This is a genomic window from Aequorivita vladivostokensis, assembly GCF_000952855.1.
GTDB classification, from domain to species: domain Bacteria; phylum Bacteroidota; class Bacteroidia; order Flavobacteriales; family Flavobacteriaceae; genus Aequorivita; species Aequorivita vladivostokensis.
The window spans coordinates 171767-196661 of sequence record NZ_JSVU01000001.1 but is presented as its reverse complement, the minus strand read 5'-3'; the positions used below and the strand labels follow the sequence as shown (position 1 = coordinate 196661).

Here is a 24895-nt window from a genome sequence, read left to right as displayed (position 1 = left end):
TATGTGTAATTTTCCTTTAAAATTTTATTAATAATGACATTTTCCGCATTCCAATCCACCCATTTCGGCAATTGTCACTTTTTCGATGCCGTACTTCTTAGAGAGCTCTTCGTGAATTTTGGCGTAATAATCATTGGTCGCCAAATTTACGTTGGTTTCACGGTGACAGTTGATGCACCATCCCATTGTAAGAGGCGCAAACTGCTCTACAACCTCCATCTCTTGAATTTCTCCGTGACAGGTCTGGCAAGCAATACCAGCAACAGTTACGTGCTGGGAGTGATTAAAGTATGCAAAATCTGGCAAGTTGTGGATACGAACCCATTTTACGGGCTCCGTTTTTCCGGTGTATTCTTGATTTTCGGGATCCCAACCAACGGCTTTATACAACTTGGCTATCTCCCCATCGTAGAATTCCTTAGAATATTCTTCTGTGGCCGTTTCTGGGGCAACTTCGGAAATGTTCTTGTGGCAGTTCATACAAACATTCAGCGAAGGAATTCCAGAATGCTTGCTTTTTCTGGCCGAACTGTGGCAGAAATTACAATCTATCTGATTATCACCAGCGTGAATTCTGTGCGAGTAATGAATGGGTTGAACGGGCGCATAACCTTGGTCCACGCCTATCTGCATCATATAGCCATAAGCGAAATATCCCGCGGCAAGCAATAAGAATATTGAAAACACCACGACCAAAAACTGGTTCTGTACAAATGCTTTCCAAAGTGGTGTACGCTTTTCCTTTTCTTCATAAACAACTCCATTTGCGGCTGCAATTCTTTTTAAGGTATTGGTAACCAAGAAAAGCATAATTACCAACAGTAAGAAAATTAGCGCCAAAGCACCTATCACCAAAGTGTTTGAAACTGAGCCGCCACCCTCTCCAGCGGTAGAAGTTGTAGCTTCTCCACCCGCAGCAGCAACCGGCGCTGCCTTTGGCTGGTCTGTATAGGCAAGAATATTATCGATATCTGCTTCAGATAATGCCGGAAAAGCGGTCATTACAGCTTTGTTGTTTTCCTCAAAAAGCTTCACGGCCTGGGCATCTCCAGCGGCGATGAGCGCCTGACTATTGTGTATCCACTTGTAAAGCCAGTCGCGATCAAATTTTTCACCAACACCTCTAAGTGCCGGCCCCACTGCCTTTTGATCTAATTTGTGGCAAGCGGCGCAATTGGCCTTAAACAATGACTCACCCGCAGCAACATCTCCTCCGGCATCTGCGGTAACATCAGCGGCTGGAGCATCTTGGGAATATAGAGTAGTTGAAAAAGTTAGTAAAAACACTAACAAAAGAAGTGCAAATTTTGAGCGTAGATGTATAAAATTCACCTTTTTCATCTGTTGATTATATAGTTTTTTATTGATCAGATGGAATTTGCAAAAAAGTTATTTCGGCTGGTTTCGAAACTTCTTATTGTGCCCATTTCATACTAATGATTAAATTACGGTCGATGGTTTGGTACAGAAATAGTTAGGAACGAATGTAATTCTATTGCTAATCCTAAACCACAAATAAAGCAGCAAAAGTACATTATAAAGTCGATTTTGAAAATGCAAACAAAGTGTTAACTATTAATTTATATTTGTTCTAAATAATATTTTGAGGACATACACAGTTATTAAGTTTTACCTTTGCAGAAAAGTTATACGCATATGAATTTACAAACCTATTCCAAGATTTTTATTGCCAGCATTTTAATCACTTTTTTATGTAATAAAAGTTTTGCACAGAACGGCTCACTCACTGTGAACACGGATCCGAAGATTACCGAATTGTTGGAACTGAAGAAAGACATGGAAAAGGAAAATAAGCTTTCTGATGGCTATACTATTCAACTTTACTATGGCGAACTGGACAAAGCGAACCAAATTTTAAGAAAGTACAGGGGCAGCTATGGCAACTGGCCCGCCTCTATTGAATACGAAACCCCCAACTATAAGGTCTGGGCCGGAAATTTTGCATCGCGAATAGAAGCCGAAAGAGCCCTTATAGCAATTCAGAAAAGCTTTTCATCTGCATTTATTTTAAAGCCTGAAAGACGAAAATAAAAATTGGAATTTCCTGTAGGTTTGATAGAAAATCAACCCTTCATTTCGGCTCATAAATGGCAAACCCATCTATTCTCCATAGTATCCTTATTTGAGCGAACGGAACCTTTTTACAACGAAAAACGGCCTAAGATTAATTCTTAGGCCGTTTTAAATTATATACTTCAAATAGCTTATTTCAGCTTTTTCTTCACAGCAACTTCCTGGAATGCTTCAATGATATCATTCTCATAAATATCATTGTAGTTTTTAATCTGAATACCGCAATCATATCCTTTTGAAACTTCCTTCACATCATCCTTGAATCGTTTCAAAGAAGCCAGTTCGCCAGTATAGACTACTACTCCCTCACGAATAAGACGGATGCCAGAGTTTCTGAATATTTTTCCGGTTAATACCATACATCCAGCAATAGTTCCCACTTTCGATATTTTGAAAGTTTCGCGAATTTCTGCCGTACCTGTTATTTCTTCCTTCATTTCTGGGGAGAGCATACCTTCCATCGCATCTTTCACATCGTTGATTGCGTCGTAAATGATGGAGTAGGTTCGGATATCTATTTCTTCCTTATCTGCAATTTGGCGCGCATTGCCCATAGGACGAACGTTAAAACCTATAATGATTGCATCAGAGGCCGAAGCCAGAAGCACGTCACTTTCAGTAATTGGTCCAACTGCTTTATGGATTATATTAACTTGGATTTCTTCAGTAGAAAGCTTTTGGAACGAATCCGTCAATGCTTCCACAGAACCGTCCACGTCTCCTTTAAGAATAATGTTCAATTCCTTGAAATCACCTAGAGCGATACGTCTTCCGATTTCATCCAGTGTAATATGGCGCTGTGTTCTAACGGATTGCTCTCGCTGTAATTGGGTTCGTTTGGTGGCGATTGTTTTTGCTTCACGCTCATCCTCGAACACGTTGAATTTATCACCAGCTTGAGGCGCACCATCCAGACCTAGTACAGAAACTGGAGTAGATGGACCGGCTTCCTTAACGTTATTTCCCCGTTCGTCCTGCATCGCCTTCACCTTTCCGCTGTGCTGGCCTGCCAGAACGTAGTCGCCTACTCTTAATGTTCCGCCCTGTACGAGTACCGTAGAAACGTACCCACGGCCTTTGTCTAGAAAGGCTTCCACAACCGTACCATTTGCCTGACGATTTGGGTTTGCGGTCAATTCAAGCAACTCGGCTTCCAACAATACTTTTTCAAGTAATTCTTTTACTCCTGTTCCTGTTTTCGCAGAAATATCTTGCGATTGAATTTTTCCACCCCAGTCTTCTACCAAAAGGTTTAATTGGGCCAATCCTTCCTTAATTTTTTCAGGATTCGCGGTAGGTTTATCTATTTTATTTATGGCAAACACTATTGGCACACCTGCCGCTTGTGCGTGGCTGATAGCCTCCTTGGTCTGTGGCATAATATCATCATCTGCCGCGACCACAATAATTGCAAGGTCTGTAACCTGCGCTCCACGGGCCCGCATTGCGGTAAAGGCTTCGTGACCGGGAGTATCCAGAAATGCTATCTTCTGTCCGCCATCCAGTTCTACACCGTAGGCTCCAATATGTTGTGTAATTCCTCCGGATTCACCAGCAATCACATTTTCTTTTCGGATATAATCCAAAAGCGATGTTTTACCGTGATCTACGTGACCCATTACCGTAACAATCGGCGCTCTTGGCTCAAGATCTTCGGGCGCATCGGTCTTCTGATCGATTGATTCTTCAATATCTGCGGTTACAAATTCTACTTCATAACCAAACTCATCAGCAACAATACTTAAGGTTTCAGCATCCAGACGCTGATTCATCGTAACCATCATTCCCAAACTCATACAGGCCGAAATAATCTTAGTAACAGGAACGTCCATCATTGTAGCCATTTCACTGGCGGTAACAAACTCCGTTACCTTGATAAGCTTGCTGTCTGCTTCCTGCTGTGCCAGTTCGTCCTCAGACTTTTGGCGGTGGGTGTCACGCTTTTCACGACGGTATTTTGCGCCTTTCCCTTTGGAAGATTTTCCTTGAAGTTTTTCCAAGGTTTCGCGTACCTGCTTTTGTACTTCTTCCTCGCTAGGCTCCTCTTTTGGGGTGCTGCTTCGGCCCTTTCTGCCTGCGCCGCGATTGTCCCTGAAATTATTGCCTCCACTTTTGGGAGTTTCCTTACTTATACGACGCCTTTTGCCTTTTTTGTCTTTTTTGTCATCAGATTTGGCATCTTTTTTCTTTTCGGGTTTCTTAAACTGGGTAAGATCTATTTTTTGGCCCGTAAAGTTCGGCCCTTCCAATTTTCGATATTGAGTGGTAACCGTATCTGAGTCTTTGGGCGTATCACTTTTGGCCTCCTCCTTAGCAACGGCGGGTTTCGGCTCTTCAGTTTTGGCAGCAGCTGGAGTTTCCTCAGCTTTTTCAACTGCCTTTTCTATTTTGTTCTCTTTAGAAGTTTCCTCTGTAGCTTCGGCAGCCAGTACGGTAGTGGTTTTTTCTACTTTCTCCTTTTTCTCTGCTTGTGGTTTCTCGGTGGCAGGTTCAGACTTTTCAGCTGTCTTGGGCTCATCCTGTTTTTGTTCCGTTTTTACCTCTTCCTTTTTAGACTTGCCAGCATCCAAATCGATCTTACCAATCTGCTTTGGACCTTCTAGTTTGGCCTCAGCCCTGATAACACGGGAAGCTTCTTCTTTTTTCTGCTTTTCTTCCAGTTCGCGTTCGCGTTCCAAACGAAGTTCTTCTTTCTCCTTGCGTTTTTCCTCGCCCACTTCCTTGGAAGCTACTTTTTTACTTTTGTCGGTTTCAAACTCTTCAAAAAGAACTTCGTATTCTTCACCCGTTATTTTGGTATTGGGACTTGCGTCCACATCGAACCCTTTGGAACCCAAAAATTCCACGGCACGATCCAACGAGATGTTGAACTCACGTAATACCTGACTTAGTCTTTTCGTTTTTACTTCAGCCATAAATGCTTTTTCCTGTTTTGTCTTTTTAAAAAATTTGTATAAAAGTAGTTAAAGTTTCAACTACTCTTCAAATTCTTCTTTTAATATATTTATAACATCGCGAATTGTCTCCTCCTCCAGATCGGTACGTTTTACCAGATCGTTGATGTCATGCTCCAATACGCTTTTGGCGGTATCTAAACCTATTTTGTGGAATTCCTCGATGATCCAGCCTTCTATTTCATCGGAGAATTCGCTTAACTCTACGTCTTCTTCTGCGCCTTCGCGAAGTACGTCAATTTCATAACCTGTCAACTGTCCCGCAAGACGAATGTTGTGTCCGCCGCGGCCAATTGCCTTACTTACTTCTTCTGGACGAAGAATAACCTCAGCACGCTTTTTCTCTTCGTCAATCTTTATGGAAGTTACTTTTGCCGGGCTCAAAGCACGCGTTATATATAGGTTCAGGTTGTTTGTGTAATTGATAACGTCAATATTTTCGTTGCCCAACTCACGAACGATGCCGTGGATCCTGGAACCTTTCATACCCACACAAGCACCTACGGGATCAATACGGTCATCGTAAGAATCTACGGCTACTTTTGCTTTTTCGCCAGGGATACGCACTACCTTTTTTACGGTAATTAATCCATCGAAAACCTCTGGGATTTCCTGTTCAAAGAGTTTTTCAAGGAAAACCGGATTTGCGCGGCTCATAATAATGGTCGGCTTGTTTCCCTTTAAATCAACGCTTTCAATAATTCCACGCACGTTGTCTCCTTTTCTGAAGAAATCTGAAGGGATTTGTTTTTCCTTCGGAAGAATTATTTCATTGCCCTCATCGTCCAAAAGAATAACGGCACGGTGACGGATGTGGTGAACTTCGGCAGTGTAAATTTCTCCCTCAAGATCTTTAAACTGCTTGTAAATGATAGTATTGTCGTGCTCGTGGATTTTTGAAATAAGGTTTTGGCGCAATGCCAAGATGGAACGGCGACCAAGATCTATAAGTTTTACTTCTTCCGAAACATCCTCGCCGATCTCAAAATCAGGCTCAATTTTTCGGGCAGCGCTCAATGAAATTTCCTCGTTCGGGTCTTCCACTTCCCCATCGGCCACTACTACACGGTTTCGCCATATTTCAAGATCGCCCTTGTCTGGGTTTACAATAATATCAAAGTTATCATCGCTCCCGTACTTTTTTTTCAGGGCATTTCTGAAAACTTCTTCAAGTATCGCCATAAGCGTTACCCTGTCTATTTGTTTATCGTCCTTAAATTCCGAAAAAGATTCGATTAGTGCTAAGTTTTCCATATCAATTAAAATGTTATCATCACTTTTGCTTCCATAATATCTTTGTAAGGCAAGGTTGCCTCTTTTTGAACGGTTACCTTTCCTTTGCCAACAGGTTTGGGCTCACGCGCTGACCATGTTAAGGTAAAGCTATCTTCTGTTGCGGCAGTCAATTCGCCTTCCAACTTTTCGCCGTTCTTGGTTTTTATTTTTAGGTTTCTGCCTATGTTTTTTTTGTACTGCCTGGGCAATGTGAGCGGTTCTGAAACGCCGGCTGACATCACCTCCAAGGAAAAATCATACTCCTCGCGGTCCAGATTGTGCTCTATGGCGCGGCTTACCGCAATACAATCTTCAACCGTAACGCCCTTATCGCCGTCCAGGATGACCCTAATTTGGTTGTCTTCAGAAATATTTAGGTCGATCAAAAACAGTGATTTGTTTTCTTCCAGCGCATTTTCCAGCAGTTCTGCTACTTTTTCACGCATCATTTTAAGCTATAAAAAGAGGGGACTTTAGTCCCCTCAGATAGTTTCATATCAAATTCGGTGCAAATATACTACATTTTTTAATATTATAAAAACCAAGCGCAAACGATTTATTTTTGTACTTTAATGCTTCCAAAAAACACAAAACCGACCAATTTTATGAAACGTATCCTCGTCCCAACCGACTTTTCCGAGCAAGCTGAAAATGCTTTGAAAGTAGCTCTCAAACTCGCCGAAAAGCATAAAAGTGAAATATTTGTCCTCCATTCTATGGAAATGCCGCTGCACTTGGCCACTTCAAGTGATTCAGGGACGCTTCCCGAATCGCTGTTTTTTATAAAATTGGCTGAAAAACGTTTTAGTGAAATGCGCGCAAAACCGTATCTGAAAGGAACTACGGTAAATGAAGCCATTGGCCACAACGAAATTTACGAGGATATTGAAGAGGCTTGCAAAAAGAACAAAATAGATTTAATTGTTATGGGCTCCAGTGGGGCCAGCGGCTTTAAGGAAATGTTTATAGGAAGTAATACTGAAAAAGTGGTCAGAACTTCCAAAATACCGGTGCTGGTAATTAAAAACAATCATGAGCAATTCAACGTTACGGATTTTGTATTTGCTACAGATTTTTCAGAAGAGGGCCGTGGGGCATTGGACAAGGCACAAAAATTTGCAAAAAAACTTGGAGCAAAAATGCACCTACTCTTTGTGAACACCCCGGGAGATTTTAAAACTTCTGTTCAGGCACAAAACATTATGGAAAATTTTGTTAGGGGAATGGGCGTTGAAAACTATACCTTAAACATTTACAATGACACTTCCGTAGAAAAAGGAATACTCAATTTTGCCAAACATATCAATGCACAGCTCATAGGAATGGGCACCCACGGTCGCAAAGGCATTTCGCACTTCTTCAATGGCAGTATTAGTGAAGATATGGTGAACCACGCCAATATGCCGGTGATAACTTTTAAAATTTAAATGAAGTATTTGCTTTTTGCGATACCCTTTCTAATTCTTGGCTGTAAAAAAATCAGTGAGAAGAGTCCCCCGTCAGAATTACCCATTCAAGAACCTTCTACTGTAGTAATTAAAAAATCTGACTTACCCGAAGGCGCCTTTAAAGCTGACTTTTTGGGAAACCAAGATTCTATCTATGTTTTTGTAAGGAAAGTTGACGCTTCAACCGGAACCACGCTGATTGGTTTTGAAAATGAGCAATTACCAGAGATAATTATTCCTGAAAGTATCGGTGCCCAATTACAAATTTTAAAACTTAAGAATTTTCAAAACGATGTTTTACTAGTAAACGCAAAGTTGAAGGATACCAATTTTAACGAATACTATGTTTTTGTTTGGAAAGACTCCCTTTGGAAACAACCCGTAAACCGCTTTGATATTCATAAAAGCAATATGACGGACACACTTGCCCCCATAATGAACGATCCCAAAGATAGCACGCGGCTCGTGCGGTACTATTCTGTTTTTGATATGGATAGGAAAAGCGAAAAAAAATATACTTGGAAACTTATGAGTGAAAGTATTTCCATCGAAGATTGATATTATAATCTTCGATCAATCAAATCAACAGGTTTTCTACTCAATGGCGGAAAGCGAAGTGCTTCAACCTCTTCGGAAGTAGCAAATTCAACCTTTGGCGCCACGCGAAGTTTTGCCCGGAAATGGTCTTTTATTTCCAGCAATAATTCTTCGGAAGTATTTTCCGAAGCTATTTTTATCAAAATTTCATCGGTGCCCAGTTCGTTGTGGAAAATTTCAATCACATAGCTTTCTATTCCCGAAAAATCATTCAGAATATTATACATCGCGGGCGGATAAAGCGTTGTTCCCTTATATTTTATCATCTGCTTTTTTCGGCCTACAACCGGCCCCAACCGCATGGTTTTTCTCCCACATTCGCACGGTTCATTATAGCCTTGGACCATATCGCCCGTTTTAAAACGCAGCAAGGGCATAGCCTGAACGCCCAAAGTTGTGATGGTCAACTCGCCCACTTCCCCTTCGGAAACTGGCAAATTATTTTCATCAAGAATTTCTGCAATAATAAGTTCGGGATGGTGGTGGCCGCCGTTGTGCTTTTCGCATTCGTTGAAGGCCGTGCTCATTTCAGTGGAAGCGTAGGTTGAAAAGAGTTCGATATCCCAATCCTTTTTTATTTTTTTTGCTAAAATGTTCAGTGAAAAATCCTGTTCGCGGATGGGTTCGCCTATGCAGATTGCGGCTTTCACTCCCGTGGCCTGCAAATCAATTTCGTGTTGCTGCGCGTATTCAATCAATTTTAAAAGAAAGGATGGAACGGTAATTAAATAGGTGGGTTTAAATTTCAAAATGGAATCCCACTGCAACTCCGGAATGCCCGAACCCACGCGGATAATACCCGAGCCCAATTTTCGAGCGCCTAAAAAATACGCCAAACCGGCCATAAAACGGCGGTCCATCGTGGTCATTAATTGTAGCGTATCTTCCTTTCCAACCCCGCAACAGGCGAAGGAAATCGCTTCATTGTAAGCCAAACGTTCCAAATCTGCATCGGTCAAAGCGAAGGTTACGGGATCGCCCAATGTGCCCGAAGTAGTTACGTAGTCTATAATTTCAGTTTTTGGAACGCAAATGAAATCATCGTTGAATCTTTGAAGATGGTCTTTTGTTGTAACCGGAATCTTTTGAATATCTTCCAACGTTTTTATTTCTGAAATCTGAATGTTGTTCTCTTTGAAAAAGCGTTTATAAAAAGGAGAATTTTCATCCAAATATTGAAGAGTCTCTTTCAATTTTTCTTCTTGAAATGCTTTAATTTCTGCTGCTGAAGCTTTCTCTATCTCTGGAATCATTTTGAGTTTTTCTTTGTGCCCTCTGTGTCTTTGTGGTGTAAAGTTAACCACAGAGGCACAGGGAACACAGAGTTAGTTTTTCAATTTTTGAAGAAATTTTTCGATCTTCTCTCTATCTGGAACGGTTGTAATCTCCTTGGTCAATGCCTTTTCAAAAGCGATTTTCGCGGCGGCATCATAATTTTTTTCAAAGTAATACTTTCCCATTAAATAATAGGCTTTCCAATACTCGGGATTTTTTTGTTGCAATGCGGCAAGTTTTTCTGCTGAAATAGTTTCCTTATTTTCAATTGCCGCTTCCACTTCCCGCTCCAAAATTCGGTATTCCTCATAATCTTTGTATTGCTTTGAATGCACAAAAGTATCTTCAGCTATATTTCCCTTTGGGTTTGAAATGGTTTTGGTTGCCGGATTTCCTTGTCTATTTGCAAAAACTTCATCCAAATCATACTCCACAAATTCGCCCAATTGATACGGATTGGAAGAAACCCAAACTTCCAAACTTTCAGGTTTGAAAACGATGCCGTGGTGCGCCAAAAGTTGGTTTAAAGCCTTTTCATTCCCAAAACCAATTTCTTTGTCGTCCAATCCTTTTTTGTTCCGAAGAATGGCAACGGCATCTGCAACATTCAGTTTTTTGTTTTCTGAAATCAATTCTTCCATCCTTTCAAAACGGTACATCGAGTGGCTTTCTTCAATCCATTTCAAATTTCGTTCGTCGTTTTTATAAGCCTCACTTTGAAAGTGGTTGCTGCAGATCAGTTCATCCGTGTTTTCAACTTCATAAACGCCAAAATTATCCGGTGCCACTTCAATAATCGCCGCTTTCTTGTCTTTTGCGCTGCCCACAAAAATAGCTTCGGAAACAAAAACTTCGCGCTTTTTTGCAATGGCAATTGCTTCATCAATGTTTGAGGCATATTGCAAAATCTCTCGTGTTACTATGGAAATGGGCGTTTTCGCAACCAGCGGAATTTCAGATTTTCCAGCGTTTATCGTTACCGTCAACCCTTGGTCGTTCATCCCGGAAACCACGCCCATCATTCCGCCCCAAGTAACCGACATAAATTTGTGGCCTTCGGAAGGGTTTACAAAGGCAATTATTTTTTCCTTCGCAAAATCATCGCCTGCGTAAAAGTCGAAATTTCTGCCGATCAGCAATTCGCCGTCCACGGTTTTATCGCCCCAAACGGCAAAAGACGAACAGCCCACAAGCATCAAATCCTGCAGAGCGTGGCCAATATCGTGGGCGCCGTGCAGATAGAGCAACCGCAAATAAGGCGCGCCAATCTCACTGAAATCTGAAGACGAAAACTGCGAAAGCCCATAAATTTCGGTTTTGTATTCCTCGGAAATGTGCAGATACATTTTTCGGTTGTACCACGCCAAAAATTTCCGCAACAAATATTGTTGCGTTTTTGAAGGCACCAAATCTTCCACTTTATTGAAAAAAATAGCTTCCTGTTTCTGCATCAAATCCTGGGTAAGGCTTCCCGTGATTTTGCCAATTTGCAACGGGTTGCCTTCCACGTAAAGTTCCCATTGGCCTTGTTTATTTTTTAAAAGAAAATTGTCTCCCGCAACAAAAGTGGAATCATTGATTTTTACTTTTTCGGGAATTGTTGCATTGTAACCACTTACATTGGGCCGATTGTTGATTGATTTGGAAACCCCGCATGAATTTAGAAAAACAATCAAAAACGCAAGTGCGAATAATTTTTCCAAATATTTCATCTTAACCGGCTTGTTTTTTCAGTTTTGCAGCGCGCTTGTTGGTTGTTGAAAATGTGCGACCCTCTTTATAATCAATCCATTTCTGTCCGAAGGATTTGCGCATCACATTTTCAAAATGGCGCATAAAGAACACGTTGTAAAGCATATTGCCAAAACGTCCCAAATGCCGTGGAAACGCCCGGAGCGTCATCGAAAAACCTCCGTCCAAATATTTTATGTAGTGCCAATACCCGCTGGGCATATAAAGCGCATCGCCGTGTTTCATGGTTGCGTGAAGGCCTTCCAAATATTGCAGGGCGGGATATTTTTCAAAATCGGGATTGTCCAAATCGATGCTTTCCAAATTGTGCACGGCGAATGGAATTTTATACAGATACTTTGTCTGTTTGGGTGAAAACAGCGTCACGCTTTTCGTACCCTGAAAGTGAAAATGCACCAAATCTGCCAAATCCATATCGTAATGCGGCAGTACTTTGGAACCCTCGCCGCCAAAGAAAAGCACCGGAAGCCTTTTGAAGAATTTTAGGCCAATATCGGGATATTCAAAGTCTTTCAGCAGTTCGGGAAGCTTCACTTTTAAATCGTAAAAGAAAATGCGCAGGTCGGTGGGTTTGGTTTTTATAAGTTCGATGTAATCCGCCATTTTCATTTCCGTGGCAGGTTCTGCGGAATTTTGTTTGCCTTTGGTGGGCTCGTTATTGTAAAGCGGCACGATTTGGTCGCCGGCGTGTTGCTGGATGTAGTCCAAATTCCATTTTTGGAAAGCCGCCCAGTTTTCAGTCAAGCCCTCAATAAGCACAGGTTTTTGGGGTTTGAAGTAATTCTTGATGAAATCCTCTTTTGAAATATTTCGGACTCGTTCAATCGGTGTTGTTTTGATATGTCCCATCTTCAAAAAATATTAGATAATTTCTTCTTCCTTTGTGGCTTTTAGGATTTTGTTCAGCAAATATTCGCCCCCCAAAATTTCCGAACACGTAACCACACCACTGATGGTAACGCCCAAAATACCGTGCATATTTAAACTCTGCCCCGTAAAATATAGGTTTTTGATTTTGGTCCGCGGCGAAATAAAGGATTTTAAAGGATTGTTGGCATCTTTCACGTAGCCATACATCGAACCCCTGTTGCAGCCAATATAATCGCGGTATGATAAAGGTGTGGACGAATAAACTGCTTCAATACAATCGCGGAGATTGGGGAACTTTTTCTCCAACTCCTTAATGATGATTTCAGACTTGTAGGCCTTGAACTCCTCATAGGTCTGTCCACGGTCATTCTTTTGTGCGGCCGTGTTGAAGGTGTCAATCCACGGTTCCATTTCCTCAAAACGCATATAGGTCATCACCGTAATATTATCGCCATATTCGGCCATATCTTTTTTGATTCCCATAGAAATCATATAGGCTTCGGGCCAACTTTCCTCCGTATAATTGTGAACGTCCCAAATGGATTTATAATCCTTAAAATGGTAGTAGTTATGGTTCAGATATTTAAAGCAATTTGGTTTTAGCACCAAATAAAGACTGAACGCGGCGATGGTACTCTCAATATTCTCAATGCGGCTGGTGTAGGATTTTCTGAAATTTTCCTGCCCAATCATTTCCAGCGTCATCTTCGGATCCACGTTTGAGATAAAAATATCACCGTAAATAGTTTTCCCATTTGCAGTCTGCACAGCTGTAACCACGCCATCCTCCGTTTCAAACTTTGTTACCTCGTGGCGTTTGTAAGCCTTTCCACCTTTTTCACGTAACCGTGCCAATAATGCTTTTGTAATTTGGCTGCCGCCGTTAATACAGCGATATGAACTTTCAATATACGAGTTCACCGAAAGTGCGTGCATATAAAAAGGCGTTCGCTCGCCCTCGCCCGCATACAACAGATTGCTGCCGCCCAAAACGGCGCGGAGCTTCTCATTTTCGGTTATGGAATCTATAAACTCCTTGGCCTTTACCTCAAAGAGGGAAGTGTTTTCATAATAAGGTTTTCCAAGTTTTAGGCCGTAAAGCGGAAAAAAACTGCACGTTTCCTGCATTTTTTGGCAATAGGCGTCGATTGCTTTTTCCTCTTCGGGAAACTCTTCGAGTAGTGTTTTTTTGAAATTCTCATACCCCTGGGCGTGGCAATATTCCTTTGGATCGTTGTCAAAAGTGATCCTGTCAAAGCCATCCTCGTCCATTTTTTTGAGGGTGATATCGTCCAAAATATCCAAATACTTGAAATATCTGTACAGATTTTGTCCTTCGGAAAGGCCGCCAATGTAATGCACGCCGGTGTCGAAAATGGTTTTGTCGCGCACAAAGGTTTGGAGGTTGCCGCCGAACTGTTGGTTTTTTTCGAGCACGCAAACGCTGTAGCCTTCCCTCGCGAGAATAATCGCCGAAACCAGACCGCCCAGGCCACTACCGATGATAACTACATCATATTTTTCCGTCATTTCGCTGTGTTTCCCGATGGTTTAAAGATACTAATATTCGCAGTTCCGTACACGTTTTGGTAGCCTAAGGTACTAATATTTTCGGTTTGTGAAGAAACACATTTTTTTAATAAAATGATGGTTTTAATTGAAAGATTTGGCATTTGTGAAATGCCCTCCTGAGCCATTTCTTCTGAAGAAATAATAACGGTTTCCACAGTTGAAGGCAAAGTTTCCGAAACAGTCTCGGCAAAATGAAGCTTTCCGTATTTTTGGGTGATATAGCTGTTTTGAAGTATGGTTCGCGTTTCGTCATCTTCAATTAAGCTGAAAATTTTTCGGTCCGGCCCATCGAGCGCCAACAGAAAATCGAGCTGCCCGGAATCTTCCGAAATGTGGGCAATGGTTCCGCTTTTATCCAAACGACGGATCACTTCAAAATAGATTTCGGCGTTTTCCTTTAAATCGTTTTTTACATTTCTATAAAGTGAATCGCCTTTATAGCGGTATTCCTCCAAAACGATGCCGTGGAAATAGCTCGGGCCTTCCATCTTTTCACGAAGTTTTAAAAATTCACTTTTAAAATACGCGCCTATTTTTTTTGCTTGCTGCGTATGGTTTTCGCCAAAGGAAGTGTCTTCGGCTTTTATCCGTGGCAAAATTTCAACCGTAATGCTTCCATCCTTTATGATAAAACTTCCCTTTGGGTTTACCTCGCTGTTGCCGTGAATCAAAACGGGGAGAATATCTAAATTGAACTCATTCGCCAAATAAAAGGCGCCTTTGTGAAAACGCTTTATTTTGTTGCTCAAGCTGCGGGTTCCCTCGGGAAAAGCCATCAGCGAGTAGCCTTGTTTTATTTTTTTCTGAAGTGGCTCCAAACTGTTTTCGATGCCGCTGGAAACCGGATAGAAATCGGCGCGTTGCACGGCCTTTCCAAAAACTGGCGAATTATAAACCCAATCGTTTACCAAAAAACAGATTTTTGGATGCAACATGCCTACCGCCAAAATATCGAGGAACGATGTGTGGTTTGCAATGATTACGGCAGGTTTTGAAAAATCTTCGCCAACTTCGTTGATTACTTTTTTCTTCACAAACGGATTGGTATAAAGCACCGACTTGAAAAATTTTGCAATCACTTTGTGAAACCAGCCCATTTTAATTTTTTTGCTGATGGGAAGCAGCGGCATCAAAGTGATGCTGTAAAGTGATAAACAAATTCCGCCCAGTCCGAAATACCCAAAGGAAAAGAGGGAATGCACAAACATTCGCGGCGTAATTGGCCGTTTTTTGGAGCTGCCGATAAAAAGTTTAAAAAGCAACGGCTGGACCGTAAAAGCGGTAAACATTGCCGAAAAAATTCCAATGATTGAAACGATAGAAATGGAATAAAGCGCTGGATGTTTCGCAAAAATCAGAACCCCAACACCCAAAATAGTTGTCAAAACCGAAAGCATAATCGAGGTTTTGTGCGTGGCCATTACCTTTTCACCGGTTCGCAATTCCTTTAGCAAACCTTTGGTCATAAAAATGCTGTAATCAATACCCAAACCAAAGATAAACGTGGAAATAATGATGTTGAAAATGTTGAACTGAATATGGAAAAGCCCCATAATCCCTAAGGTTAGAAACCAGGTGATAAATATGGGAACAGCTGTAACTACAGTGAGCGAAAAACTTCGGAAAAAGAGAAAAAGTATAAAAAGTACGGCCAGCAAACAATAGCCAATCAGGCTGTTGAAATCGTTTTTCAAATTCCCCAAAAAGGTCTCGTTCATTTCCTGCCGGTCAATGACGATGGTATTCGGAATTTTCTTAAAAGCGCTTTTTATTTCGGAAGCGTTCTCATTTTCAAGCTTTATCAGGGTGGTAATTGTCGTGAAATCTGCTTCGGTGGTAATGTAATCTTCCAAAAGCACGGAAGGGATTTGCTGATAATCCTCGGGCTTTAACGTTTCAAAATCTTCATCCAAAAATGTGTAAAACCTATTAAAAGTCGTGGGTTTGAAACCTCGTTCTTCCCCGCTCTCAATCAAATTGGTTTCCAAACTATCTTTCCGACCTTCACTCCAAAATTGCTGCCATTGCGCTATTTTCTTCCGTTGGTCGCGTTGCGAATGCACCAAAGCGCCAATGGAACTGAAACTGCTAATTTTGCCCTCCTCTTTCAGCAATTCCAAGGTTTCGTGGATGGAATCGTTCAACTGCAGCGTGCCTTCAACCGACTTTCCGTAGGTGGCGAGATAAACCGATTTTGAGGAAATGTCGGTCAGTTCATCCAAATGCTGCATCGCGGCCTTTATTTCCGCAGGTTCGTAATTCAGTTTGGAAATATCTTTGTTGAATTCTACTTTGTGATACGTGAAAATGCTTACTATCAACATCAAGCCCAAACCAATCAGCAACCATTTGTTTTTGTGAAATGGATAATCCGCAACTTTGTCCAAAACGTTGATTTGCTGCTTTCGCGAAAGCGGATTTTTATAGACCAACGGAATAAAGAAAAGCGCAAAAATCGAAGCTCCCAACACACTTACGGCGGCAAAAATGCCCAAGTCCTGCAAGGCCTGCGAATCCAAAAACAGCAGACACAGAAACGCCAAAGCGGTAGTCAAGCTGCTCATCAAAATGGGTTCGGTTACATCGTTGTAAAGACTTTGGAGCGTTTCGTTGTTGCGGATGTGCGTTAAAATATGCAGCGAATAATCCAGCGTTACGCCCAGCAAAACCGAACCGATTCCGAGGGAAATAGCTGAAATTTCCCCGCGAATCAGATACAATAATGCCACCGCCATTAAACCCCCGAAAATGGTTGGCACAAAAAGAATGATGGGCACGTAAAGTTTTCGATAGAAAAAGATGAAAATCAAGATGAGCAGCGTCATCGCAATGCCGACGGTAAACTGGATGTCGCTTTTAATCTGTTTCGCATTTGCAACAGCGATAAGCGCAGCCCCGAAATATTCACCCTTTACTTTGCCTGCAAATTTTTTATCGAGTGTATTTTGAAGCGCATAAAGCTGCTCCGCAAACCTGCTATTTTCCGCAGTCTCACTGCTTCCGAATTTTGGAGTGATAAAGAGTAGGATGTTTTTTTCGTCCTTGCTCACCAAAAATCCATCCTTCAAAACAAAGTCGTCGGTAACGCCGAGTTGGCGCAATTTCTTCAAAGCGATAAACGAAAGTCCGAGCGGGTCTTTTAAAATAATATCTTTTGAAACAATGCCCGACGGGGAAATGAGCGTGCGGTAATTGGCTTCGGTTCTGGCGGCAATACTGTCTTTTTGAAGTTTTTCGGCAATGGTTTTGTAATCTTCCCTCTCCAAAAACAACGGCAGGTTTTCATATACAAAATCCATCGTTCGCTGCAGGTCGTCTTCGTTTACTTTTCCGCGGATGTTTTTAATGTATTCTTTGGAATTGGCTTGCAGACTGTCAATAAATTCCGAAGCATATTCCGTTAAATCCTCAATTTCAGAAGAATCGCTGCGTTGGATGTTTACAATAATCTTGTCCGTAAAGTTGACGGTTTTGAGAACTTTTTGAAGCTCTTGGGCATCTTCGTTGATTGGAATCAATTTTGAAATATCTTCCTCAAAACGAATTTTGGAAACCAAAAACACCAAACCAAAAAGCACCAAAAGCAGCAGCAAGGCACTGCCAATTCGGTTCTTTTGCAAAAATTGAAATGTTCTGAAAAACCACTTACCCATTGTCGAGAATCTTTTTCCTTTCAAATAGCGTTAAAAACAAATAACCCAGCAGGCCGCAAAAAAGCGCCGCTGAAACTGAAAGTACAAAACTGCCAACAATATAAGATTTTAAATATTTTACCAACTCCAAACTGGGGTCAATTTCGCTCATGGAAAGCACAAAATTTTCGCCCAAAAGCCAACTGCCCAATTTTAAGCTAAAATAGAGTATCAACGGAATGAACGGCGGCAGGCTCACGTTTGAAAATGCAAAGGCGATTACTTTGTTCAGATTGAAGAGGAGTGCCAAAAAAATAACCACAATCGTATGAAACCCCCAAAGTGGCGAAAGCCCAATAAATACGCCAAGCGCGATGGAAAATGCTTTTTTTTCGGCAGAATCGTCACTGCCCAAAAAGTCTTCCATTATAAACCGTTTGAGACCTTTTTTTTTTAGTTTTCTGAGGATATTTCGCGGTTTTATATACAGAAACGTAACCAATACCAACCACGTATTTAGAATGCTAATCCGCGTAAAATCCTTGAAAGGCCTGAAATGTGAAACGCGATTTTCCAATTCGTAGTGAATTTGGATTGGGATGTTTTTCACTTCAATTCCACTCCACGCTGCCTTTACGATGGCCTCTATTTCAAACTCGAACTTTTTGGTATAAAATTTCAGCTTTTTCATCGCGAAAAGTGGATACAAGCGAAAGCCGGATTGCGTGTCCTGCAAGCGAATGCCCGTTTCCACCCAAAACCAAAAATTGGAGAATTTGTTGCCAAAACTGCTTTTTTTCGGCACGCCGTGCTGGGTCATATTTCGCGAACCGATAAGCAAAACTTCTTTGTTCGTTTCGTTTTCCAAGGCTTCAATAAAAGTTGGAATATCTTCCGGAAAATGCTGCCCGTCGCTATCGATAGTTATTGCATAGCGATAGCCCAAACTTTCGGCATGTTTAAACCCTTGGCGCAGCGCGTTACCTTTCCCCTTGTTTTGTGAAAGGTGGATTTGCTGAATCTGCGGAAATCGAACTAAAATTTCAGAAGTAGCATCCGTGGAACCGTCGTTTACTATAATTACATCTTCGGTGTAAACCAAAACGCCCTCAATAACCTGCTGCAAGGTTTTGTAATTATTATAGGTAGGAATAATTACGCAACATTTCAGGGTTTTGAATTTTTCTGAAAGTAGTTTTTGGTCCATTTGGGAATTTTGGTCTCTGTGAACTCTGTGTCTCTGTGGTTAACTTTACACCGCAAAGACACAGAAGGCGCAAAGCAAATATAGGTTTTAGGAATTAAAAATAGGAAAAGGTTAACTCATTTTGTTTAATCAAAACATCAATTAATTAAACTGAATTTTTTCCTTCTGTTCAAAATTCTCCGACTTCATCACAAAATCCTTTATAGTTTCCTTTAATTCTGCGGAAGAAATTGAGCCGTAATTCTTCAAAATAAACTCTTTATCTTCTTCAATATTCTTGTGATAGCCAAGAAATTTCGGCGAGTTTTCCTGCACGCTCAGCCGTATGTAACGAATTTCAACATTTGAAGCATCAGCACTTACGGCGCTCTCAATTAAGGCCACGCCTTCTTTGAAAAATTCTTTTTTATCGCCTTTCTTTTTTGCGAATTTCGCCTTCAGCGTTAAAACCGCGCCTTTGTAAGCCAGTAAAACGGGTTTGCTGGAATTATCAATTCTGGATAGTTCCGCTTCAAGTTTTGAAGCAGCTTCACTACTCTTTACCGCTTCGGGATATTGGGCACGAATAATTTTTAAATCCTGCGCGTTTCCTATGATGGATATAAAAAATAGCAATAGAATTATAGTTTTATTCATAATTTTTAAATCTTAGTCCAAACCTAACAGGTCTTTGAGACCTGTTAGGTTTTATCTACAATTTTAAAGGTCGCATTCAATTTCAACGCCACAGTATCTTCAAACGATGTGGTGTTTTTCACTTTCACTTCGCCGTTTTCCTGAGCAATATCAATGGACAGCTGCAAATCGGGGTTTTTCTCAGGATTGATAATCGCCATAAATTTTATGTTTGACGAAACGGCCAAAAACAAATTTTTCCCGGTTGCTGCCTCCGTCAATTCCTTTATAATCTGAATCATACAAACGCCCGGCATCACTGGGTTTCCGGGGAAATGGCCTTTAAAAATAGCGTGATCCTTGTTTAAATGGACTTTTGCCAAAATTCCTTCGGAAGTGTTTTCCGTGGCGGTAACTTTATATAATTCTTCGATAAGCATATTATTCATTTTTAAATTTTTCCAAGTCTATCGATAGCTTGATATTCTTGTGTTTTATGGAAATAAGATCTGCGATATTTCCTTCGTGGGAAGTAAAATCAATCTCCACTTTCTCCTTTGTTTTTGTGGTGTTTACGATTTTTTGAAGCTGTTCCGTTTCATCTTCCAAAAAATAAAAATTAAATCGGTCGCCACTTGTGGTTTTATAAATTCGATGATTTTCAGATTCATAAACCGCCAAAACCTGAGTTTTTTCATTTACCAACAACCTAAAATCATCCTTTAAAATGTTGACGATAAATTTCTTATCCAAATCGTCCACTATAAAATGCTTCGTAAAAGTATCGCCTTCAAATTGAAAATCAAATAGTTTGCTGCCAAATTCGGTCGTAAAAACCACTCTGTGACTTTCGGGCCCGGTCTTTTTTATGATCAAAATCCCGCCGAAATTCTTTTTGTAAATCTCAATCTTTGCCTTGTAAACATAATCAATTTCCGGGTTTGAAAAATAAGGATTTCCAACCGCTTCTTTATTGAAGTGCACTTGTCGCAAGCCTTCCGTAGTCTTTAACGAACACGATGCCAAAGTGACAATTGCCAAGAAACTAATTGCTAAAAACCGAATCATTAATAGTACTGTTTAACGTGCGATTGCTAAAAACAATTCGGGTAAAATCCTGCGAAGGCTCCACCATTTTCACTTCGTAAACCTGGGCGTCATCTTTATTGAAAAGCAGTTCGAAAGAAGCTATGTAACCCGCAATTTTTTTGTCCTTGGGAATAAAAACGGCTTTGTTATATTTTGGAGATTTAAAGAACGAGACCGTAAAATCGGCATCGTTGAACATATTTCCTTTAACGCTATTTACGATAAGCTGATTGAGTTTTTTAAAAAGTTTGCTGTTGCCAATATCCACCTTGCTTTTGGTGCCGCCGTCGTTGATGAGCAGTTGGTCTTCCTTAAAAATCACGCTGTATTGGTACGGATTGGTGTATTCCCATTTTACCAGATTGGGCGCCTTAAAAACCATTTTTCCCGAAGTTTTTACGTCATCGGCTAAAAAATCGAGGTGCTTATATTGCACAAAATCGGTTTTGATGGTTTTGGTGGTTTTTGCTGAAGCGATCACTTTCTCCTTAAAAGCCGCAATTTCCGAAGCATTCATCGCAGTTTCCTGCGCCTGGATCGAACTGCCAATACCAATAAAAAATAACAATAGAAAATAATTACGCATAAGCTTCAATTTCAAGCAGTCGATCCACCGGAACCGACTTTAGATTGTGCGGTGGCAAAGTTAACAATAACTGTTCCAATACGGCAACGGTTTTTGCGCTGCTGTCGTGCAGTAGAATGATATCGCCCTTTTTTAAGTTGGAAGTGATGCGTTTTAAAATTTTTTCTTCGGAAATATTTGTGGTATCAAAGCTGCGTTTGCTCCAGCCGATTGAATAATGTCCCGTATTTTTCAACCCTTTTTTAATGTTCGGATTGGTTACGCCGAAAGGGGGGCGAAACAGTTTCAGATCCTTTCCGGTTATTTTTTTTAAAATTGAATTTGTTTGTCTTAATTCAGCAGCAACTTTTTCCGAAGAGAAAAATCCAAAATTTTTAGAATGCGAATACGAATGATTGCCGATGGTATGGCCCTCGGCAATAATTTGACGGACTATTTCCGGATGCTTTTCGGCGTTTTTTCCTATTAAAAAAAAGGTGGCTTTTGCGTTGTATTTTTTCAGAAGTGCTAAAACTTTTGGCGTGAATTCTGCATTTGGCCCATCGTCAAAAGTGATGGAAATATGATTTTCCGAAGTTTGGTAATTGTGGTTTAGGGATTGCAAATGATAGTTCCATTGAATCTGGAATGAACCGATTGCGGTAATCAAAATCCAAATAAAAACGAACAAAAGATAGAGCCAAACCGGCACCTCCCCAAAAAATTCAAACAGCACCAGCAGCGAAAAAATCACCAAGAAAAGGGCGTTTATAGTATAGAACCTCAGCATTTTTTTAGCAGAACCAAACTGTGGTTTTGGCCGCGGTATTGGTTGTAGCACAAAACCGTTTTAATTTCGGGAGAATTGATTTCGTTGATTTTTACGATTTCGGGAACAGCCTGGGTTTTCAACATTTTTGAAGCCAACCAAACCCCAAACGCAGAAACTGTATTATTCTCTCCAACCAAATGTTTGTAAAAAACCTGTTGTGTTTTTCTGAAAATTCCCTCGGAAAGTTGGTCGTAAAAACCGTCAAAATCTACATCGCCGTTGTTCCCAAAAACAACCAAATCAATGTCGTCGATCTTCAAATTATTTTCTTTTAAAAAAATTTCAATTGCTTCTGAAACCTTCTCCTTTTGAAGCGTATTAAAGGTTTCTACGGCAACCAACTCGGCGTAACAGCTTTCTCTTTTTTCATTTGAAACCACAACGAAATTGGCGCCTTCACTGAAAACGGCGCCCTCGGTTTTCGAGTGCAAAACCTCCGAAATTGAAACCGGTTCGGGTTTTATGTGATTTATCAATCGATGCACTTTTGTGGTATGCGCGCCAAGTTCCTCCACGCCGCCGACTAAAATATGTTCGGCTTCGTTATTTTCGAGCTGCATTTTCGCGTCCAGCAGCGCAGATTCAAACGAAATTGAGGAATGCACATAAGTGAAATTATAAGCTTTGCATTCCATCCCTAGTGCAATCTGCCCTGCAACGGTGTTATGGGTGCTTTGAATGAAAGAGGTTGGCGTTAAATACTGCTCATTGTTGTCAATTATGGCGCTCACAAATTTTTCGGAATCAATCATACAGCCCATTCCCGTGCCCGTGATGATGGCGTCCACAGTTTCAATTCCCGCTTCATCCATCGCGATTTTTGAAGCAACGACACCCATTTTTATGCCTTTCGCCATTCGTCGGGCGGCAGCTGGCGGAATGTATTGTTTGTAATCTGGGTCTTGGGCAAAAATTACGGTATCGTTGTAATTGATAATTTCATCTAAAAACCTACTATTATCATAGGTCTTTTGGGGTGAAATGGAAGCGATGCTATTTATGTAAACCTTCTTCATTACGCTTCTTTTGAAAATATAACTGTGGAACAATTCCCTCCAAAACCAAGCGAATTTGAAAGTACCGTGTTCAATTCCTTTTTCTTTAATTCCGTTTGTGGAATCATTGAAAATTCCTTCATCGGGGTTTTAAAATTCAGGTTTGGAAAGATGATATTATTTTGAAGTGCCAAAACAGAATAAACCGCCTCAATCGCTCCTGCTGCCGCCAAGGTATGGCCCGTATATGCTTTGGTGGAACTGAATTCCGGCATTTCTTCGCCAAAAATTCTAAGAATGGCCCGTCCTTCCGAAAGGTCGTTATTTCCCGTGGCTGTTCCGTGGGCGTTGATGTAATCTATTTCCGAAGCTTTTAAATCGGCAACTCTCAAAGCTTTTTCCATCGCCAAAGTTGCACCGTCGCCATTATCTGAAGAAGCTGTTTGGTGAAAGGCATCGTTAGCATTGCCGTAACCTTTTACGTAGGCTAACACTTTTTTGTTTTCGGCTTTTACTACTGCATCACTTTCCAAAACCAAAAAAGCAGCGGCTTCACCCAAGTTCAAACCTTTTCGATTTTCATCGAAAGGCGTATTAAAAGTATCGCTTAAAATCATCAAGGTCTTAAAACCGTTGATGGTAAATTTTGAAAGACAATCTGCGCCGCCGACCACAACGCGATCCAATTTTCTGGATTTTATCAAGCGCGCGCCCAGCATAATAGCATTGGCTGCTGAAGAACAAGCGGTGCTGATTGTTGTCACCAAACTTTCTTCAATCCCCAATTGCTCTGCAATTTTTTGCGTGGAATCGCCTGCGTGGTGGCTTTCAATGTATTTTTGCGGTTCCTTTTCGGTAAGGTATTCGTAATAATATTTTTCGGTCATATCCATGCCGCCCACGCTGGTTCCCGAGACGATGCCCGTTTTGTATTTTTTGATATCGGTGATTCCTGCGCTGGCAATCGCTTCTTTCGCGGCAATTACACCAAGCATTGCGGTACGGGAATAATTATTTTCCGGCGGAAGGTTTAATTGGGCAATCAATTCATCGTTGGTGAATTTCACTTCGCCAACCATAATTTCACTGCGCTGGATGGTTTCAATATTATCAACGCGGGTGATGCCCTTTCTTTCGTTTATGAGCGCATCGTAATTTTCCGCCACATTGTTGCCAATTGCAGAAATAATACCCATTCCGGTTATGGCTACGCCTTTACCCATTTATACGGAATTATTTCGTGCGGTGCTCCTGAATATAATCTGCCATTACCTGCACAGATTCAAAAATCTTCTTTCCTTCTTTGGGGTCGCTCAAACGGATGCCGTAATCTTTGTCCAGCATAACGATAAGTTCCAAAGCATCAATGGAATCCAATCCAAGTCCGTCGCCAAAAAGTGCGTCATCGTCTGTTATGTCTGCCACTGAAACATCTTCAAGATTTAATTGTTCTATGATTTTTCCTTTCAATTCTTCTTTTAATTCACTCATAATATGTTGTATAATCTGGTTATTTCTTCAGTTTTATGTTCAATTTCGCCTTCTTTTTCAACTAAATATAAAAAAGCATCGTAGCTATTTTCGTCTAAATCTACCCAACCACAAAGTACTTTTTCTGCTTTTCCGCTTCGCAATAAACTGTTGGCGTACAGTTGCAAGTGTTCCGCATTAAAGCGGTCAAAGATAAAAAAACTATTTTCAGAATACAGCCTGTGCTTGATACTTATCTCGCCCAAACAAATATTTGGCAAGGTGTAAACAAAAACCGCCGGACTGGGAAAATATTCAGCATCGTTTTCTATTGCAGCTTGGTGTTTTCTATCGGTGTCTAAACTGGATGCTTTGTTTGAAAAAATTAAGGCAATATTATTTTCTTCTTCGTTTAAATTTTCCTTTTTCAACAAAACATCTGCCGCCAAAAATGCGAGCTTGCTGAGATTGTCCATTTTGAAAAACTTGGAATAATCTGTTTTCAAAAACTTGTATGCGTTTTTTATAAAAGTTGAAAAATCTTCTGCCCCGATAGTTATCGGGACCTCACTAAAAAGTACATTTCCATTCAATGAAACCATTTGGTTCTTAATATGGCAATAGCTTTTTATGTGAAAAGTTTTAGTCAAAAT

The 24895-nt window shown here is 40.8% G+C and carries 22 protein-coding genes; 3 read left to right on the top strand and 19 right to left on the bottom strand.

Going from position 1 to position 24895, the window contains the following annotated elements; translation table 11 throughout:
• Positions 1–27: 27 nt before the first annotated feature.
• Positions 28–1341 carry a c-type cytochrome gene (locus MB09_RS00905; protein ID WP_045078980.1) on the bottom strand — a complete coding sequence of 438 codons (1314 nt, stop codon included), beginning with the start codon at positions 1339–1341 and terminating at the stop codon, positions 28–30.
• Between the two features lie 315 nt (positions 1342–1656).
• Here MB09_RS00905 and MB09_RS00900 point away from each other — a divergent pair, with 315 nt between their 5' ends.
• Positions 1657–2052, top strand: coding sequence for an SPOR domain-containing protein (locus MB09_RS00900; protein WP_045078979.1), 396 nt, complete (start codon positions 1657–1659; stop codon positions 2050–2052).
• Positions 2053–2225: 173 nt separating this feature from the next.
• Here MB09_RS00900 and infB read toward each other — a convergent pair whose 3' ends face one another.
• Genes infB through rimP form a run of 3 tightly spaced genes read right to left on the bottom strand, consistent with a single transcriptional unit; the run spans position 2226 to position 6772 of the window.
• Positions 2226–5009 (bottom strand): translation initiation factor IF-2, encoded by a 2784-nt coding sequence (infB, locus tag MB09_RS00895; RefSeq protein ID WP_045078978.1) that lies wholly within the window; start codon positions 5007–5009, stop codon positions 2226–2228.
• 60 nt (positions 5010–5069) lie between these two features.
• Positions 5070–6302, bottom strand: a complete 1233-nt coding sequence (gene nusA / locus MB09_RS00890) for a transcription termination factor NusA (protein WP_045078977.1) — start codon at positions 6300–6302, stop codon at positions 5070–5072.
• Positions 6303–6307: 5 nt separating this feature from the next.
• Positions 6308–6772, bottom strand: coding sequence for a ribosome assembly cofactor RimP (gene rimP / locus MB09_RS00885; RefSeq protein ID WP_045078976.1), 465 nt, complete (start codon positions 6770–6772; stop codon positions 6308–6310).
• A gap of 156 nt (positions 6773–6928) precedes the next feature.
• Between rimP and MB09_RS00880 the strand changes: the two genes are divergently transcribed.
• Together MB09_RS00880 and MB09_RS00875 are read left to right on the top strand one after the other, a co-directional pair.
• Positions 6929–7750, top strand: a complete 822-nt coding sequence (locus MB09_RS00880) for a universal stress protein (protein ID WP_045079322.1) — start codon at positions 6929–6931, stop codon at positions 7748–7750.
• Positions 7751–8329 (top strand): hypothetical protein, encoded by a 579-nt coding sequence (locus tag MB09_RS00875; RefSeq protein WP_045078975.1) that lies wholly within the window; start codon positions 7751–7753, stop codon positions 8327–8329.
• A 2-nt stretch (positions 8330–8331) separates the two neighbouring features.
• Here MB09_RS00875 and MB09_RS00870 read toward each other — a convergent pair whose 3' ends face one another.
• The 15 genes from MB09_RS00870 to MB09_RS00800 all read right to left on the bottom strand — a co-directional run bounded on the left by MB09_RS00870 (position 8332) and on the right by MB09_RS00800 (position 24892).
• On the bottom strand, positions 8332–9621 hold the full coding sequence (locus tag MB09_RS00870) for a phenylacetate--CoA ligase family protein (protein WP_045079321.1): 1290 nt from the start codon (positions 9619–9621) through the stop codon (positions 8332–8334).
• Positions 9622–9693: 72 nt separating this feature from the next.
• The gene (locus MB09_RS00865) at positions 9694–11355 is read right to left on the bottom strand and encodes an acyl-CoA--6-aminopenicillanic acid acyl-transferase (RefSeq protein ID WP_045078974.1); all 1662 of its coding nucleotides are present in this window, start codon (positions 11353–11355) and stop codon (positions 9694–9696) included.
• Position 11356: 1 nt separating this feature from the next.
• A complete protein-coding gene (locus tag MB09_RS00860) occupies positions 11357–12244 on the bottom strand; it encodes a cupin-like domain-containing protein (protein ID WP_045078973.1) in 888 nt (295 codons plus the stop codon).
• Between the two features lie 12 nt (positions 12245–12256).
• The gene (locus tag MB09_RS00855) at positions 12257–13795 is read right to left on the bottom strand and encodes a phytoene desaturase family protein (protein WP_045078972.1); all 1539 of its coding nucleotides are present in this window, start codon (positions 13793–13795) and stop codon (positions 12257–12259) included.
• Positions 13792–17490, bottom strand: a complete 3699-nt coding sequence (locus tag MB09_RS00850; RefSeq protein ID WP_045078971.1) for an MMPL family transporter — start codon at positions 17488–17490, stop codon at positions 13792–13794. Before MB09_RS00850 ends, MB09_RS00855 begins: the two co-directional genes overlap by 4 nt.
• A complete protein-coding gene (locus tag MB09_RS00845) occupies positions 17483–18676 on the bottom strand; it encodes a DUF2062 domain-containing protein (protein ID WP_045078970.1) in 1194 nt (397 codons plus the stop codon). Before MB09_RS00845 ends, MB09_RS00850 begins: the two co-directional genes overlap by 8 nt.
• A gap of 141 nt (positions 18677–18817) precedes the next feature.
• Positions 18818–19312 (bottom strand): hypothetical protein, encoded by a 495-nt coding sequence (locus tag MB09_RS00840; protein ID WP_045078969.1) that lies wholly within the window; start codon positions 19310–19312, stop codon positions 18818–18820.
• A 44-nt stretch (positions 19313–19356) separates the two neighbouring features.
• Positions 19357–19731: a hotdog family protein gene (locus MB09_RS00835; RefSeq protein WP_045079320.1), complete on the bottom strand. Its 375-nt coding sequence runs from the start codon at positions 19729–19731 to the stop codon at positions 19357–19359.
• Between the two features lies 1 nt (position 19732).
• Positions 19733–20359, bottom strand: coding sequence for a hypothetical protein (locus MB09_RS00830; protein ID WP_045078968.1), 627 nt, complete (start codon positions 20357–20359; stop codon positions 19733–19735).
• On the bottom strand, positions 20337–20966 hold the full coding sequence (locus tag MB09_RS00825; protein WP_084709003.1) for a LolA family protein: 630 nt from the start codon (positions 20964–20966) through the stop codon (positions 20337–20339). The genes MB09_RS00830 and MB09_RS00825 overlap by 23 nt, the downstream gene beginning before the upstream one ends.
• Positions 20959–21735 (bottom strand): polysaccharide deacetylase family protein, encoded by a 777-nt coding sequence (locus MB09_RS00820; RefSeq protein ID WP_045078966.1) that lies wholly within the window; start codon positions 21733–21735, stop codon positions 20959–20961. The genes MB09_RS00825 and MB09_RS00820 overlap by 8 nt, the downstream gene beginning before the upstream one ends.
• Positions 21729–22793 carry a beta-ketoacyl synthase N-terminal-like domain-containing protein gene (locus tag MB09_RS00815; protein ID WP_045078965.1) on the bottom strand — a complete coding sequence of 355 codons (1065 nt, stop codon included), beginning with the start codon at positions 22791–22793 and terminating at the stop codon, positions 21729–21731. Before MB09_RS00815 ends, MB09_RS00820 begins: the two co-directional genes overlap by 7 nt.
• A complete protein-coding gene (locus MB09_RS00810) occupies positions 22793–23995 on the bottom strand; it encodes a beta-ketoacyl-[acyl-carrier-protein] synthase family protein (protein ID WP_045078964.1) in 1203 nt (400 codons plus the stop codon). The genes MB09_RS00815 and MB09_RS00810 overlap by 1 nt, the downstream gene beginning before the upstream one ends.
• A 10-nt stretch (positions 23996–24005) precedes the next feature.
• A complete protein-coding gene (locus MB09_RS00805; RefSeq protein WP_045078963.1) occupies positions 24006–24263 on the bottom strand; it encodes a phosphopantetheine-binding protein in 258 nt (85 codons plus the stop codon).
• Positions 24260–24892 carry a 3-oxoacyl-ACP synthase gene (locus tag MB09_RS00800; protein WP_117624759.1) on the bottom strand — a complete coding sequence of 211 codons (633 nt, stop codon included), beginning with the start codon at positions 24890–24892 and terminating at the stop codon, positions 24260–24262. The genes MB09_RS00805 and MB09_RS00800 overlap by 4 nt, the downstream gene beginning before the upstream one ends.
• Between the last annotated feature and the right edge of the window lie 3 nt (positions 24893–24895).